At 64.0% G+C, this 16,353-nt stretch carries 13 protein-coding genes and 1 tRNA gene; all 14 read left to right on the forward strand.

The window, feature by feature from the left end; genetic code table 11:
- The coding region (locus EDC29_RS16945; protein ID WP_481822766.1) for an EF-Tu C-terminal domain-related protein at positions 1 to 95 on the forward strand (95 nt) is incomplete at its 5' end.
- A gap of 57 nt (positions 96 to 152) precedes the next feature.
- Positions 153 to 228, forward strand: a tRNA-Trp gene (locus EDC29_RS16950).
- Between the two features lie 32 nt (positions 229 to 260).
- Complete coding sequence (secE, locus tag EDC29_RS16955) at positions 261 to 638, forward strand: preprotein translocase subunit SecE (protein WP_123141721.1); 378 nt, start codon at positions 261 to 263, stop codon at positions 636 to 638.
- 2 nt (positions 639 to 640) lie between these two features.
- Positions 641 to 1,174, forward strand: coding sequence for a transcription termination/antitermination protein NusG (gene nusG, locus EDC29_RS16960; RefSeq protein ID WP_062276832.1), 534 nt, complete (start codon positions 641 to 643; stop codon positions 1,172 to 1,174).
- Positions 1,175 to 1,325: 151 nt separating this feature from the next.
- Positions 1,326 to 1,760 (forward strand): 50S ribosomal protein L11, encoded by a 435-nt coding sequence (gene rplK / locus EDC29_RS16965; RefSeq protein WP_062276829.1) that lies wholly within the window; start codon positions 1,326 to 1,328, stop codon positions 1,758 to 1,760.
- The gene (gene rplA / locus EDC29_RS16970; RefSeq protein WP_123141720.1) at positions 1,760 to 2,452 is read left to right on the forward strand and encodes a 50S ribosomal protein L1; all 693 of its coding nucleotides are present in this window, start codon (positions 1,760 to 1,762) and stop codon (positions 2,450 to 2,452) included. The genes rplK and rplA overlap by 1 nt, the downstream gene beginning before the upstream one ends.
- Before the next feature lie 301 nt (positions 2,453 to 2,753).
- Positions 2,754 to 3,281: a 50S ribosomal protein L10 gene (gene rplJ / locus EDC29_RS16975; RefSeq protein WP_123141719.1), complete on the forward strand. Its 528-nt coding sequence runs from the start codon at positions 2,754 to 2,756 to the stop codon at positions 3,279 to 3,281.
- Positions 3,282 to 3,339: 58 nt separating this feature from the next.
- Entirely contained in the window at positions 3,340 to 3,717 is a 378-nt protein-coding gene (gene rplL, locus EDC29_RS16980) for a 50S ribosomal protein L7/L12 (RefSeq protein ID WP_005224649.1), read from the forward strand.
- A gap of 231 nt (positions 3,718 to 3,948) precedes the next feature.
- A complete protein-coding gene (rpoB, locus tag EDC29_RS16985) occupies positions 3,949 to 8,121 on the forward strand; it encodes a DNA-directed RNA polymerase subunit beta (protein ID WP_123141718.1) in 4,173 nt (1,390 codons plus the stop codon).
- Positions 8,122 to 8,285: 164 nt separating this feature from the next.
- Entirely contained in the window at positions 8,286 to 12,806 is a 4,521-nt protein-coding gene (rpoC, locus tag EDC29_RS16990) for a DNA-directed RNA polymerase subunit beta' (protein ID WP_132230678.1), read from the forward strand.
- Positions 12,807 to 13,090: 284 nt separating this feature from the next.
- Complete coding sequence (gene rpsL / locus EDC29_RS16995; protein WP_005224646.1) at positions 13,091 to 13,465, forward strand: 30S ribosomal protein S12; 375 nt, start codon at positions 13,091 to 13,093, stop codon at positions 13,463 to 13,465.
- Positions 13,466 to 13,495: 30 nt separating this feature from the next.
- A complete protein-coding gene (gene rpsG, locus EDC29_RS17000; RefSeq protein ID WP_062276815.1) occupies positions 13,496 to 13,966 on the forward strand; it encodes a 30S ribosomal protein S7 in 471 nt (156 codons plus the stop codon).
- 41 nt (positions 13,967 to 14,007) lie between these two features.
- A complete protein-coding gene (gene fusA / locus EDC29_RS17005) occupies positions 14,008 to 16,101 on the forward strand; it encodes an elongation factor G (RefSeq protein WP_132230679.1) in 2,094 nt (697 codons plus the stop codon).
- A gap of 25 nt (positions 16,102 to 16,126) precedes the next feature.
- Positions 16,127 to 16,353 (forward strand): GTP-binding protein (locus tag EDC29_RS17010; protein ID WP_243695659.1); only part of this gene is annotated, 227 nt, incomplete at its 3' end.

The following is a 16,353-nucleotide window of genomic DNA, read 5'->3' on the forward strand; positions in this document are numbered from 1 at the left end:
TCGCGCCGATCGCGATGGAAGAGGGCCTGCGCTTCGCTGTTCGCGAGGGTGGTCGTACCGTCGGCGCCGGCGTGGTCTCCAAGATCATCGAGTAATTGCTCGATCTCCGGTCACGCACCCGCCGGGTGCGTGACTCGGAAAACCTAGTTTCTAGGCCAGTAGCTCAATTGGCAGAGCAGCGGTCTCCAAAACCGCAGGTTGGGGGTTCGAGTCCCTCCTGGCCTGCCATACAACTCATCGCTTAGGCGACACGCGAATCCATGAATTCACGCGCAGAAGCCCGTGGCGCCAGCTTGGATACACTCAAGCTGGTCGCCGCTGCTTTTTTGTTGGTCGGCGGTATCGTTGCCTTCTACCTCCTCAAGCCCCTCTCGACCCTGTTGGCGGTCGTCGGTCTGCTGATCATCTCGGGTGTCGCGGCGTTCGCAGTCTTCAAGACCGAGCGTGGTCGTACCCTGTGGCAGTTCGCAGGTGATGCGCGCATGGAGGTCCGCAAGGTCGTCTGGCCTTCGCGGCAGGAAACCATTCAGACCACGCTGGTGGTCATCGTCATGGTCCTGATCGTCGGTATCGTCCTCTGGCTGTTCGATATGATGCTGATGGGAATCCTGCGTTTCCTGACCGGTCAAGGGGGCTGAAGATGGCACAGCGGTGGTACGTCATCCACGCTTACTCGGGGTTCGAGGGGCAAGTCAAGCGTTCTCTTGAGGATCGCATCAAGCGTGCCGGTCTCGAGGACCTGTTCGGGATGATCCTGGTCCCGACCGAAGAGGTCGTCGAGGTGCGCGGCGGTCAGCAGCGCAAGAGTGAGCGTAAGTTCTTCCCGGGTTACGTCCTGGTCAACATGGAGTTGACCGACGAGACCTGGCACCTCGTCAAGAGCGTTCCCAAGGTCATGGGCTTCATCGGTGGAACCGGTGATCGTCCTGCACCCATTCCCGAATCCCAGGCCCAGGCCATCCTGCAACGCCTTGAGGAAGGTGGCGAGAAGCCGCGTCCGAAGGTGATCTACGAGCCGGGAGAGGTCGTGCGCGTGATCGATGGACCATTCACCGACTTCAACGGTGTGGTCGAGGATGTCGATTACGAAAAGAGCCGGGTCAAGGTCTCGGTGCTGATCTTCGGTCGCGCCACTCCAGTCGATCTCGAGTTCTCTCAAGTCGAAAAGGGTTGATCGCATCCCGCATCGTCATCTCCGGCGATGCGGCGCATCCCGGTCGTTGCTGCATTGGTGACGACCTTCGTACAAGCCCCCGCCCGGGGGTCTGACATGGGGAGCCAAGGTCTCATAACCCCTGGCGCTTGCACCCATTTGGAGAATCATTGTGGCAAAAAAGATCACAGCCTACATCAAGCTGCAGGTCAAGGCCGGTGAGGCCAACCCGAGCCCGCCGGTCGGCCCGGCACTCGGTCAGCACGGCGTCAACATCATGGAGTTCTGCAAGGCGTTCAACGCTAAGACGCAGGACGTCGAGAAGGGTCTGCCGATCCCGGTGGTCATCACCGTTTACTCCGATCGCAGCTTCACCTTCATCACCAAGACGCCGCCTGCGGCCATCCTGCTGAAGAAGGCAGCTGGCATCAGCAAGGGCAGCGCGACGCCCAACACCGCCAAGGTCGGCGTGGTGACCCGCGAGCAGCTCGAGCAGATCGCGACCACCAAGATGGCGGACCTGACCGCCGCCGACATGGACGCCGCCGTGCGCACCATCGCCGGTAGCGCCCGCGCCATGGGTCTCGACGTCGAGGGGGTGAACTGATGGCCAAGCTGACCAAGCGTATGCGCGCGATCCGTGAGCGGGTCGAGGCAGGCAAGCTCTATGCGCCCGAAGAGGCCTTCGAGCTGCTCAAGGAACTCTCCCAGGTGAAGTTCTCCGAGAGCGTCGACGTTGCCGTCAATCTCGGTGTCGATCCGCGTAAGTCGGATCAGGTCGTGCGTGGTTCCACCGTGCTGCCCAACGGCACCGGCAAGACCGTGCGTGTGGCCGTGTTCACCCAGGGCGCCAACGCCGAGGCCGCCAAGGAAGCCGGTGCCGACAAGGTCGGTTTCGAGGATCTGGCCGAAGAGGTCAAGGCCGGCAACCTGGACTTCGACGTGGTCATCGCCTCCCCGGATGCGATGCGCATCGTCGGCCAGCTCGGTAAGGTGCTCGGCCCCCGCGGCCTGATGCCGAACCCGAAGGTCGGCACCGTGACCGCCGACGTCGCCGAGGCCGTGCGCAATGCCAAGGCCGGTCAGGTGCGCTATCGCACCGACAAGGCGGGCATCATCCACTGCCCGATCGGCAAGGCCGACTTCGAGCCGGCGCAGCTGCGCGAGAACCTCGAGGCGCTGTTGACCAACCTGGTCAAGGCCAAGCCGGCAAGCGCCAAGGGCGTCTACATGCAGCAGGTGACGGTCTCCACCACCATGGGGCCGGGCCTGACCGTCGACCACTCGGGCCTGATCTGAGTGCGACGTCCCCGGGCCTGGCGCCCGGGGCGCGAAGGCAACGCCTTCGTGGTTCGAACATCTTTGGGGCCCCGATCTCACGGTCGGGGACCGTCAAAGACCGCAGGTGTCTTCCTCGGCGCATCGGAGTGTGCGCATGGATGACTCAATGGGGGGTGTCCCGCCTGCGCAGACGGTGCTCCAGAATCAAGTCAATGACTGATGACGGTGCACGCTCTCTGTATGTCGTGGAGTCGCAGGATGCACATCCATGGCATGCGCCCCGGATGAACCGGGGTTTATATAGTCAGGAGGTGACGAAGTGGCGCTGAATTTCGCCCAGAAAGAAGCGATCGTCGCCGAAGTCGCGGAAGTCGCCAAGAGCGCTTACTCGGCCATCGGTGCCGAGTACCGGGGCTTGACCGTCGATCAGCTGACCCAGCTGCGCGTGGAAGCACGCAAGGCCGGCGTCTATGTTCGCGTGGTCAAGAATACCCTGGCGCGTCGCGCGCTGGAAGGCACGGACTTCGCGTGCATGCAGGAGGGTCTCACCGGCCCGCTGATCCTTGCATTCTCGCAGGAAGATCCGGGCTCGGCCGCACGTGTCGCCGAGGCCTTCGCCAAGGACCATGACAAGTTCCAGGTGCGTCTCATCGCCCTGGGCGGCAAGCTGCTGCCTGCCTCGGAGCTCGGTAATCTCGCGAAGATGCCGACCTACGATCAGGCCGTCAGCATGCTCATGGCTACCATGAAGGCTCCGGTGCAGAAGCTCGCAGCGACCATCAACGAGGTGCCGGGCAAGCTCGTGCGCACCGTTGCCGCGATTCGCGATGCCAAGGAAGCCGCCTGATAGGCGCTTCCGATCCCGAACCAGTTCGATCAACAGTATTCATCCCTAGGAGATCCCCATGGCCGTTTCGAAAGACGAGATCCTCGAAGCGATTGGCAACATGACCGTGCTCGAGGTCGTGGAGCTGATCGAAGCGATGGAAGAGAAGTTCGGCGTGACCGCCGCTGCCGCCGTTGCCGCTGCTCCGGCCGCCGCTGGTGGCGATGCTGCCGCCGCTGAAGAGAAGACCGAGTTCGACGTCGTGCTCGCCTCGTTCGGCTCCAACAAGGTTGCCGTCATCAAGGCTGTCCGCGGCCTCACCGGTCTTGGCCTGAAGGAAGCGAAGGAGGCCGTCGAAGGCGCTCCGACCACCCTGAAGGAAGGCGTTTCGAAGGACGAGGCCGAAGAGGCCAAGAAGCAGCTCGAAGAGGCTGGCGCAAGCGTCGAAATCAAGTAAGGGCGCATTGCCTCGCCACGTCTTCGGCGGAGCGTTCGGGCTGGCGGCGACGAGCCGCCGGCCTTTTCCCGTTGGGGCCGAACAACCCCGCGGCGTCTCGCATCGAGGCTCCGACGCCGAGGTTGGCGCTAGATCCCCGATCGGCTGCGCGGCTGATCCTCGCCGACCGCAACCTGCACCAGAGTCCATGCCCCGTTAGGGACCATAGTAAGCACCTCGAGGGAAGGCATAATGGCCTATTCGTTCACCGAAAAAAAGCGCATCCGCAAAGACTTCGGCAAGCGTCCCAGCATCCTGGACGTGCCGTTCCTGCTGGCCACACAGATCAACTCCTATCGCGAGTTCCTGCAGGCCGATACCTCCGAGCGGGGGCGGCGGGACGTCGGATTGCACGCCGCCTTCAAGTCCGTTTTCCCGATCGAGAGCTATTCCGGCAATGCCGTCCTCGAATATGTGAAGTATCGGCTCGGCGAGCCGGTCTTCGATGAGCGTGAGTGCCATCTGCGCGGCGCCACCTTCGCCGCGCCGCTGCGCGTACTGCTGCGTCTGGTAATCTACGACAAGGATGCCCCGGCGGGCTCCAAGGTCGTCAAGGACGTTCGCGAGCAAGAGGTCTACATGGGCGAGCTGCCGCTCATGACCGAGACCGGCACCTTCATCATCAATGGCACCGAGCGTGTCATCGTCTCGCAGCTGCACCGTTCGCCCGGTGTCTTCTTCGACCACGACAAGGGCAAGACCCACTCCTCGGGCAAGCTGCTGTTCTCCGCGCGCGTCATCCCCTATCGTGGCTCCTGGCTCGACTTCGAGTTCGATCCCAAGGACAACGTCTTCGTGCGTATCGACCGTCGCCGCAAGCTGCCGGCGACGGTGCTGCTGCGCGCGCTCGGTTACACCGTCGAGGAGATCCTCGAGCGGTTCTTCGAGACCGATACCTTCCATCTCGCCAAGCGCCAGATCTCCTTCGATCTGGTCCCCGAGCGGCTGCGCGGCGAGACCGTGAGCTTCGACGTCAAGATCGGCGACGAGGTGCTGGTCGAGTCCGGTCGCCGCGTCACCGCGCGCCACATCCGCGAGCTGCAGAAGGCCGGCGTCGAGCAGCTGGAGGTGCCGATCGACTTCCTGCTCGGGCGCATCCTTGCGCGTGACCAGATCGATACCGACACCGGTGAGGTGCTGGCCGAGGCCAACAGCATCATTACCCCGGAGATGCTGCAGACCCTGTTCGAGAAGGGCATCGAGCGCATCGAGACCCTGTTCGTCAACGATCTCGACCAGGGGCCCTACATCTCCGAGACCCTGCGCATCGACAACACCACCAGTGATCTCGACGCCCAGATCGAGATCTACCGGATGATGCGCCCGGGCGAGCCGCCGACCAAGGAGGCCGCCCAGAACCTGTTCCACAACCTGTTCTTCACCCCGGATCGCTACGACCTCTCGGCCGTTGGCCGGATGAAGTTCAATCGCCGCCTCGGTCGCGAGAACGAGGAAGGCCCGGGCGTGGTCTACGACGGTCATTATTTCCGTGATCGCACCGATGCCTTCTCCCAGGATCTGCTGGCCAAGTACGGCGACAGCTCCGACATCATCGACGCGCTCCGGGTGCTGGTCGAACTGCGCAACGGTCGCGGTGCGGTCGACGACATCGACCATCTCGGCAACCGTCGTATCCGCTGCGTCGGCGAGATGGCCGAGAACCAGTTCCGCGTCGGTCTGGTGCGTGTCGAGCGCGCGGTCAAGGAGCGTCTCTCGCTGGCCGAGTCCGAGGGGCTGATGCCGCAGGAGCTGATCAACGCCAAGCCGGTCTCGGCGGCGATCAAGGAGTTCTTCGGCTCCAGTCAGCTCTCGCAGTTCATGGACCAGAACAACCCGCTCTCCGAGGTCACCCACAAGCGTCGTGTCTCGGCGCTCGGTCCGGGCGGTCTGGCCCGCGAGCGTGCCGGCTTCGAGGTGCGCGACGTGCACCCGACCCACTATGGTCGCGTCTGCCCGATCGAGACCCCTGAAGGCCCGAACATCGGTCTGATCAACTCGCTCGCGGTCTATGCCCGCACCAACGCCTACGGCTTCCTCGAGACCCCCTATCGGCGGGTCGAGGACGGCCGCGTCACCGACGAGATCCACTATCTCTCGGCGATCGAGGAGGGCAACTACGTCATCGCCCAGGCCAACGCCGCGCTCGATGAAGAGAGTCGCCTGACCGATGCCCTGGTCTCCTGCCGTCACGCCAACGAGTTCACCATGAAGGCACCCGAAGAGGTGAACTACATGGACGTCTCGCCGCGTCAGGTGGTGTCGGTGGCCGCGTCGCTGATCCCCTTCCTCGAGCACGACGACGCCAACCGTGCACTGATGGGCTCGAACATGCAGCGTCAGGCGGTGCCGACGCTGCGTGCCGAGAAGCCGCTGGTCGGCACCGGCATCGAGCGTGTGGTGGCCAAGGACTCCGGGGTCTGTGTGGTGGCGCGTCGCGGCGGTGTGATCGAGTCGGTCGACGCCGCGCGCATCGTGGTGCGGGTCAACGACGACGAGGCCGTGCCCGGCGTGCCTGGTGTCGACATCTACAACCTCACCAAGTACACCCGTTCCAACCAGAACACCTGCATCAACCAGCGTCCGCTGGTACGTCCGAACGATGTGGTGACGCGTGGCGACGTGCTCGCCGACGGGCCCTCGACCGACATGGGCGAGCTCGCCCTCGGTCAGAACCTGCGCGTGGCCTTCATGCCCTGGAACGGCTACAACTTCGAGGACTCCATCCTCATCTCCGAGCGGGTGGTGCAGGAGGATCGCTTCACCAGCATCCACATCGAGGAGCTCTCCTGTCTGGCGCGCGATACCAAGCTCGGCCCGGAGGAGATCACCAGCGATATCCCCAATGTCGGTGAGGCGGCGCTCTCCAAGCTCGACGAGTCGGGCATCGTCTATGTCGGCGCCGAGGTGCGCGACGGCGACATCCTGGTCGGCAAGGTCACGCCCAAGGGCGAGACCCAGCTCACCCCCGAGGAGAAGCTGCTGCGCGCGATCTTCGGCGAGAAGGCATCGGACGTGAAGGACACCTCGCTGCGTCTGCCCTCGGGCATGAACGGCACCGTGGTCGACGTCCAGGTGTTCACCCGCGACGGGGTGGAGAAGGACAAGCGTGCCCAGCAGATCGAGGAGATGGAACTCGACCGCGTGCGCAAGGACTTCGCCGACCAGCAGCGGATCATGGAGAACGACACCTTCCACCGTGTCGAGCGCATGCTCGTCGGCAAGGTCGCCGACGGTGGCCCCGGGGGTCTGCGTCCTGGCGCCGAGATCACCAGCGACTACCTGCAGGATCTGGTGTCGCGTGGCTCGCGTGATCTCTGGTTCGAGATCCGCATGCAGGACGAGGACATCGCCACCCAGCTCGAGGCGGTCGCCGCCCAGGTCAAGCAGCAGCGCGACGAGTTCCGCGAGCGCTACGAGACCAAGAAGCGCAAGATCGCCAGCGGCGACGACCTCGCCCCCGGTGTGCTCAAGATGGTCAAGGTCTACGTGGCGGTGAAGCGGCGCATCCAGCCGGGTGACAAGATGGCCGGCCGTCACGGTAACAAGGGTGTCATCTCCAAGGTGGTGCCGGTCGAGGACATGCCGTTCTCGGCCGACGGCGAGCCGGTCGACATCGTGCTCAACCCGCTCGGCGTGCCTTCGCGCATGAACGTCGGTCAGGTGCTCGAGACCCATCTCGGCTGGGCCGCCAACGGCCTCGGCGTGAAGATCGGCAAGATGCTCCAGGCCCAGGCCAAGATCGCCGAGCTGCGCGAGCTGCTCGACAAGATCTACAACACCAGTGGCAAGCGCGAGTCGCTCGACGAGTTCAGCGATGACGAGATCCTCGAACTCGCCCGCAACCTCACCCGGGGTGTGCCGCTGGCCACGCCGGTGTTCGACGGCGCCACCGAGGACGAGATCAAGGCCATGCTGCGTCTGGCCGATCGTGACAACACCGCGCAGGGCGTGCCCAGTGGTCAGACCATCCTGTTCGATGGCCGCTCCGGTGAGCAGTTCGAGCGTCCGGTCACCGTCGGCTACATGTACATGATCAAGCTCAACCACCTGGTCGACGACAAGATGCACGCCCGTTCCACCGGTCCCTACAGTCTGGTCACCCAGCAGCCGCTCGGCGGCAAGGCCCAGTTCGGTGGTCAGCGCTTCGGTGAGATGGAGGTCTGGGCATTGGAGGCCTATGGTGCCGCCTACACCCTGCAGGAGATGCTCACGGTGAAGTCGGACGACGTCAACGGTCGGACCAAGATGTACAAGAACATCGTCGACGGAGACCATCGCATGGAGGCGGGCATGCCCGAGTCGTTCAACGTGCTGGTCAAGGAGATCCGCTCGCTCGCGATCAACGTCGAGTTGCAGCAGGACTAACCGAGCCATTAAGCCGCGGGACGCATTCCCCCCGAGTGGGGGAGTGCGTCCTTTCAATGATCTGGCGACCGTGCGGTTCGTGCCTCACCGCACCCTACGCACCACGCACGCGACGCATGTGGGGCTAGCGCTTAGCCGGTTATCGCAGGCAGGAGATTAAGGTCTTGAAAGATCTACTGAAAATCATCAAGCAACAGGGCCAGGCACTCGAATTCGACGCGATCAAGATCGGACTTGCCTCCCCCGAGATGATCCGTTCCTGGTCCTTCGGCGAGGTCAAGAAGCCCGAGACCATCAACTATCGCACCTTCAAGCCGGAGCGCGACGGGCTGTTCTGCGCCAAGATCTTCGGCCCGATCACCGACTACGAGTGCATCTGCGGCAAGTACAAGCGCCTCAAGCACCGTGGCGTGGTCTGCGAGAAGTGTGGCGTCGAGGTGACCCTGGCCAAGGTGCGCCGCGAGCGCATGGGCCACATCGATCTGGCCAGCCCGGTGGCGCACATCTGGTTCCTCAAGTCGCTGCCCTCGCGCATCGGCCTGCTGCTCGACATGACGTTGCGCGACATCGAGCGCATCCTCTACTTCGAGTCCTTCGTGGTCATCGATCCGGGCCTGGTGCAGGATCTCGAACGCGGCCAGCTGCTCAACGACGAGCAGTATCTCGACGCCCTCGAGGCGCACGGTGACGAGTTCGACGCGCGCATGGGCGCCGAGGCCGTCTACGAGCTGCTGCGCACCATCGACATGGCCGCCGAAGTGCGGCGGATGCGCGAGGAGATCGAGAGCACCAACTCCGAGACCAAGATCAAGAAGCTCTCCAAGCGTCTCAAGCTGCTCGAGTCGCTGCTCGAATCGGGCAACCGTGCCGAGTGGATGATCCTCACCGTGCTGCCGGTGCTGCCCCCGGAGCTGCGCCCGCTGGTGCCGCTCGACGGTGGCCGCTTCGCGACCTCGGATCTCAACGATCTCTATCGTCGCGTCATCAACCGCAACAACCGCCTCAAGCGTCTGCTCGATCTGGTCGCGCCCGACATCATCGTGCGCAACGAGAAGCGCATGCTCCAGGAGTCGGTCGACGCGCTGCTCGACAACGGTCGTCGCGGTCGTGCCATCACCGGCACCAACAAGCGCCCGCTGAAGTCGCTCGCCGACATGATCAAGGGCAAGCAGGGCCGCTTCCGCCAGAACCTGCTCGGTAAGCGTGTCGACTACTCCGGCCGTTCGGTCATCGTCGTCGGCCCCTATCTCAAGCTGCACCAGTGCGGTCTGCCCAAGCGCATGGCCCTGGAGCTGTTCAAGCCGTTCATCTTCAGCAAGCTGCAGTTGCGCGGGCTGGCCGCCACCATCAAGGCCGCCAAGAAGATGGTCGAGCGCGGCACCCCCGAGGTGTGGGACATCCTCGAGGAGGTCATCCGCGAGCACCCGGTGATGCTCAACCGCGCCCCGACCCTGCACCGTCTCGGCATCCAGGCCTTCGAGCCGGTGCTGATCGAGGGCAAGGCGATCCAGCTCCACCCGCTGGTCTGTACCGCCTTCAACGCCGACTTCGACGGCGACCAGATGGCCGTGCACGTGCCGCTCTCGCTCGAGGCTCAGCTCGAGGCGCGGGCGTTGATGATGGCCTCGAACAACATCCTCTCGCCGGCCAACGGCGAGCCGATCATCGTGCCCTCGCAGGACGTGGTGCTCGGGCTCTACTACATGACCCGTGAGCGCATCGGCGCCAAGGGCGAGGGCAGCCTGTTTGCCGACATCGACGAGGCGCGTCGCGCCTACGAGACCGGGCAGGCAGACCTCCACGCGCGCTGTCGGGTACGCATCCACGAGGTGATCCAGGACCAGGACGGCAATCGTCGCGAGCAGACCTCGATCAAGGAGACCACCCTGGGCCGCGCCCTGGTGTTCGCCATCGTCCCCACCGGGCTGCCCTTCGACCTGGTCGATCGGCCGATGGGCAAGAAGCAGATCTCGCGTCTGATCAACGTCTGCTATCGCCGTCTCGGTCTCAAGGACACCGTGGTCTTCGCCGACCAGATCATGTATCTGGGCTTCCGCATGGCCACCCGCGCCGGTGCCTCGATCGGTCTCGAGGACATGGAGGTGCCGGAGGAGAAGACGGAAATCCTGGCCGGCGCCGAGAAGGAGGTCAAGGAGATCCAGGACCAGTATTCCTCGGGTCTGGTCACCAACGGCGAGCGCTACAACAAGGTCGTCGACATCTGGTCGCACACCAACGACCGGGTCGCCAAGTCGATGATGAGCAAGCTCGGTGGCTCGGTCGCGGAGACCCGTCCGGCCTATGAGGCGCTGCGCTTCCTCGGTGAGTACCGCCAGGCGGTCTACGAGCTGGTGGCCGACGATGCCGGGCAGCATCTGGCCGCGCGCCGGCTGTTCGACCGGCTGCAGGGTGCGGCCGCCGAACTCGGTGCTCGTCTCGAGTCCGGTGAACTCGATGCCAAGTCCTTCGTCGGCGAGTTCGATGCACTGCTCAGCGGTGCGCGCGCCGAACTCGACGCCTTCGGCGATCTCGATCAGGTCGACTCGGTCGAGGTGCGGGGTCGGGTCAAGAGCGCCCTGGCCGCGCTCGATCAGCGTCTGGCCGAGCAGCGTCGTCAGGACTCGTTCAACTCGATCTTCATGATGGCCGACTCCGGCGCACGTGGCTCGGCGGCGCAGATCCGTCAGCTCGCCGGTATGCGTGGTCTGATGGCCAAGCCGGACGGCTCGATCATCGAGACCCCGATCACCGCGAACTTCCGCGAGGGTCTGAACGTCATCCAGTACTTCATCTCGACCCACGGCGCGCGTAAGGGTCTGGCCGATACCGCGCTGAAGACCGCCAACTCGGGTTACCTGACCCGTCGTCTGGTCGACGTCGCCCAGGACATGGTGGTGCTCGAGCAGGACTGCGGCACCGATCAGGGCCTGCTGATGGCCCCGATCATCGAGGGCGGCGACGTGGTCGAGCCGCTGCGCGAGCGCATCCTCGGTCGTGTCGCAGCGGTCGACGTCTACCGCCCGGGGACCGACGAGCTGGTCTGCCCCGCGGGTACCCTGCTCGACGAGCGCTGGGTCGAGCGCTTCGAGGAGAAGGGCATCGACCAGGTGCGGGTGCGCTCTCCGATCACCTGTGAGTCGCGCCTCGGCGTCTGCGCCCAGTGCTATGGTCGCGACCTGGCGCGTGGCCATCGGGTCAACATCGGCGAGGCCGTCGGCGTCATCGCGGCGCAGTCGATCGGTGAGCCGGGTACCCAGCTCACCATGCGCACCTTCCACATCGGTGGTGCGGCCTCGCGTGCGGCGGCGGTCAACAGCATCGACATCAAGAACGGCGGTTCGGTGCGACTGCACAACATCAAGACCGTCGAGCACCACTCGGGCAACCTGGTGGCGGTGTCGCGCTCCGGCGAGCTGACCGTGGTCGACGAGCGCGGCATGGAGAAGGAGCGCTACAAGGTGCCTTATGGCGCCACCCTGGGCGTGGCCGACGGCCAGCAGGTCAACCCCGGTGACGTGGTCGCGACCTGGGACCCGCACACCCACCCGGTCATCACCGAGGTGGCCGGTAAGCTCGCCTTCGCCGACTTCATCGAGGGCGTGACGGTGCAGGCCCAGACTGATGATGTCACCGGTCTGACCTCGCGCGTGGTCATCGATCCCAAGCAGCGTCCGGCTACCGGCAAGGACCTGCGCCCGATGGTCAAGCTGCTCGACGAGCAGGGCAACGAGCTCAACATCGCGGGTACCGACCTGCCGGCGCGCTACTTCCTGCCCTCGGGCGCGATCGTCAGCGTCGACGACGGCGCCATGGTCGGGGTCGGCGACGTGCTTGCGCGTATCCCGCAGGAGTCGAGTAAGACGCGTGACATCACCGGTGGTCTGCCGCGCGTGGCCGACCTGTTCGAGGCGCGCAAGCCGAAGGAGCCGGCATTGCTCGCCGAGGCCAGCGGGACCATCGGCTTCGGCAAGGACACCAAGGGCAAGCAGCGCCTGATCATCACCACCGATGACGGTGAGACGGTCGAGGAGCTGATCCCGAAGTGGCGTAACGTCAACGTGTTCGAGGGCGAGCGTGTCGAGCGTGGCGAGGTGATCGCCGACGGCGAACTGGCGCTGCACGACATCCTGCGTCTGAAGGGCGTGACCGCGCTGGCCGAGTATCTGGTCAAGGAGATCCAGGACGTCTACCGGCTGCAGGGCGTGAAGATCAACGACAAGCACATCGAGGTGATCGTTCGCCAGATGCTGCGCAAGGTCGAGATCACCGCCCCGGGCGACACCCGTCTGCTGCGTGGCGAGCAGGTGGAGTACACCGCCGTGCTCGACGAGAACAAGCGGATGATGGCCGAGGACAAGCAGCCGGCGCTCTTCGAGCCGCTGCTGCTGGGTATCACCAAGGCCTCGCTCGCCACCGAGTCGTTCATCTCGGCGGCCTCCTTCCAGGAGACCACCCGAGTGCTGACCGAAGCGGCGGTGCGTGGTTCGGTCGACCACCTCGCCGGCCTCAAGGAGAACGTCATCGTCGGTCGTCTGATCCCCGCCGGCACCGGCCTGTCGTCGCATCTCGAGCGCCGACGTCAGCGTCAACTCGACCTGCAGGCCGCTGGCGGCAAGGTCGAGATGGATGCGGAGGAGTTGGAAGAGGCACTGAAGAAGGCGCTCAATACCTCCGCGGCCGACTGATCCGCGGCATGCCGAAAGGCGTTTCATTCCAAGAAAGATCGGGCAGTTAGGGAGGTTGACACGTTTAGGGTCACTCCCTATACTGCTCTGTCTCAGCTAGCCAGCCAAAGGGTTGGCTGGCCTTATTTTCTTGGTCCGGTTCCTTGGTCTGGGCAAATCTGCCCGGTCCCCGAGTCAATCGATCGAATCCGTGCGGACGTACTGGCTGCAATGCGGCCTGCTGCCGTGCAGGCGTCGTTTGACTCCCTGAATTTGGCGCGAGGGCGCCCCTGGAGACTGATTGCATGGCAACGATCAACCAACTCGTGCGGAAGCCCCGCAAGCGGAACGTGGCGAAGAGCAATGTGCCGGCCCTCGAGGCTTGTCCGCAGCGTCGTGGTGTCTGCACCCGTGTGTACACCACCACCCCGAAGAAGCCGAACTCCGCACTGCGTAAGGTTGCACGTGTGCGTCTGACCAACGGCTACGAGGTGGCTTCCTACATCGGTGGTGAAGGCCACAACCTGCAGGAGCACTCGGTGGTGCTGATCCGCGGTGGTCGTGTCAAGGACTTGCCGGGTGTTCGTTACCACACCGTGCGCGGCACGCTGGATACCTCGGGTGTCGAGAAGCGGCGTCAGGGTCGTTCCAAGTACGGCGCCAAGCGCCCGAAGAGCTGAGTCAGTATCCAATTTAGGTCGGAGTAGATCATGCCGAGAAGACGCGTTGCCGCACGTCGCCAGATCCTGCCGGATCCCAAGCACGGAAGCGAGCTGTTGACCAAGTTCATCAACATGATGATGGAAGACGGGAAGAAGTCCGTCGCCGAGCGCATCATTTACAACGCGCTCGACCAGATCGCCGAGAAGAAGGGCGCCGAGCCCATCGAGCTGCTCGAGCAGGCGATGGAGAATGTTCGCCCCGCGGTCGAGGTCAAGTCCCGCCGCGTCGGTGGTGCGACCTATCAGGTGCCGGTCGAGGTGCGTCCCACCCGTCGTAACTCGCTGGCAATGCGTTGGCTGATCGATGCTGCGCGCAAGCGCTCCGAGAAGTCCATGGCGCAGCGTCTGGCCGGTGAACTGATGGACGCCGCCGAGTCGCGTGGTTCTGCGGTCAAGAAGAAAGAAGACACGCACCGCATGGCCGAGGCCAACAAGGCCTTCTCGCACTACCGCTGGTAGTTTCGCAAAGCATTTTTTGATCAATCAGGGCGGATTCAGTCGTGGCACGTAGCACCCCAATCGAGCGGTATCGCAACCTTGGCATCATGGCGCATATCGATGCCGGGAAGACCACCACCACAGAGCGCATCCTGTTCTACACCGGGATCTCTCACAAGATTGGTGAGGTGCATGATGGTGCCGCCACCATGGACTGGATGGAGCAGGAGCAGGAGCGTGGTATCACCATCACCTCCGCGGCGACCACCTGCTTCTGGTCCGGCATGGACCGTGACCGCCCTGAGCATCGCGTCAACATCATCGACACCCCCGGGCACGTCGACTTCACCATCGAAGTCGAGCGTTCGCTGCGTGTGCTCGATGGTGCCTGCGCCGTGTTCTGTGCCGTCGGTGGCGTCGAGCCCCAGTCCGAGACCGTGTGGCGCCAGGCCGACAAGTACGGCGTGCCGCGTCTCGCCTTCGTCAACAAGATGGACCGCATGGGCGCGAACTTCCTGCGCGTCGTCGGCCAGGTGAAGGATCGTCTCGGCGCCAACCCGGTGCCGATCCAGATCCCGATCGGTGCCGAGGAAGGCTTCCAGGGCGTCGTCGATCTGGTGCGCATGAAGGCGATCTACTGGGACGAAGCCAGCCGCGGCATGGAGTACGAGGCCCGCGACATCCCCGAGGATCTGGTCGAGCTCTGCGACGAGTGGCGCGAGAAGATGGTCGAGGCTGCGGCCGAGGCCAACGAAGAGCTGATGGATAAGTACCTCGAGGGCGAAGCGCTCAGCGAGGACGAGATCAAGGCCGCACTGCGCACGCGTACCCTGAACAACGAGATCGTGCCGATGATGTGCGGCTCGGCGTTCAAGAACAAGGGTGTGCAGGCGATGCTCGACGCCGTGCTCGACTACATGCCTTCGCCGGTCGACGTGCCCGCCATCCGCGGCATCCTCGACGACAAAGACGAGAGTGAGGCGACCCGCGAGTCGAACGACGACGCGCCCTTCGCCGCGCTGGCGTTCAAGATCGCGACCGACCCCTTCGTCGGTACCCTGACCTTCTTCCGCGTCTACTCGGGCGTCATCAAGTCCGGTGACACCGTGTTCAACCCGGTCAAGAGCAAGAAGGAGCGTGTCGGCCGTATCCTGCAGATGCACGCCAACGACCGCCAGGAGATCAAGGAAGTCCGCGCCGGCGACATCGCCGCGGCGGTCGGTCTGAAGGACGTCACCACCGGTGACACCCTGTGCGATCTCGATCAGGTCATCACCCTGGAGCGCATGGAGTTCCCCGAGCCAGTGATCTCGGTCGCGGTCGAGCCCAAGACCAAGACCGACCAGGAGAAGATGGGTCTCGCGCTGCAGAAGCTGGCGCAGGAAGATCCTTCGTTCCGTGTCCACACCGACGAGGAGTCGGGTCAGACCATCATCTCCGGCATGGGTGAGCTGCACCTGGAGATCATCGTCGACCGCATGCGTCGCGAGTTCAAGGTCGAGGCCAACGTCGGCGCGCCTCAGGTCAGCTACCGCGAGACCATCCGCGCCACCGTCGAGCAGGAGACCAAGTTCGCCCGTCAGTCCGGTGGTCGCGGTCAGTTCGGTCACGTGCACATCCGCATCGAGCCGCAGGAGGCCGGTGCCGGTTACGAGTTCGTCAACGCCATCGTCGGTGGTGTGGTACCGAAGGAATACATCCCTTCGGTCGACAAAGGTATCCAGGAGGCCATGAAGAACGGCATCATCGCCGGCTTCCCCATGGTCGACGTCAAGGTCACCCTTTACGACGGTTCCTACCACGAGGTCGACTCGAGCGAGATGGCGTTCAAGATCGCCGGCTCGATGGCCATCAAGGAAGGTGCCGCCAAGGCCAAGCCGGTGCTGCTCGAGCCGATCATGAAGGTCGAGGTGGTGACCCCCGAGGAGAACATGGGCGACGTCATGGGCGACCTGAACAGCCGTCGCGGCATGATTCAGGGGATGGAGGATGCGCCTTCCGGCAAGGTCATCCGTGCCGAGGTCCCGCTGTCCGAGATGTTCGGTTACGCAACCGATCTGCGCTCGGCGACCCAGGGTCGTGCGACCTACAGCATGGAGTTCTCCAAGTACAACGAGGTGCCCGCCAGCATTGCCGAAGCGGTCTCCAAGAAATAGTAACGATTGTTAAGGGTAGAGCGGGATGTCCAAAGAAAAATTCGAACGTAGCAAGCCGCACGTCAACGTTGGCACCATCGGCCACGTCGACCACGGCAAGACCACGCTGACGGCTGCGATCACCACGCACCAGGCGCGCAAGTTCGGTGGTGAGGGTCGTGCCTACGACCAGATCGACAACGCCCCGGAAGAGCGTGAGCGTGGTATCACCATCGCCACCGCGCACGTCGAGTACGAGTCCGATACGCGTCA

The sequence above is a fragment of the Marichromatium gracile genome (assembly GCF_004343155.1).
GTDB lineage: Bacteria > Pseudomonadota > Gammaproteobacteria > Chromatiales > Chromatiaceae > Marichromatium > Marichromatium gracile.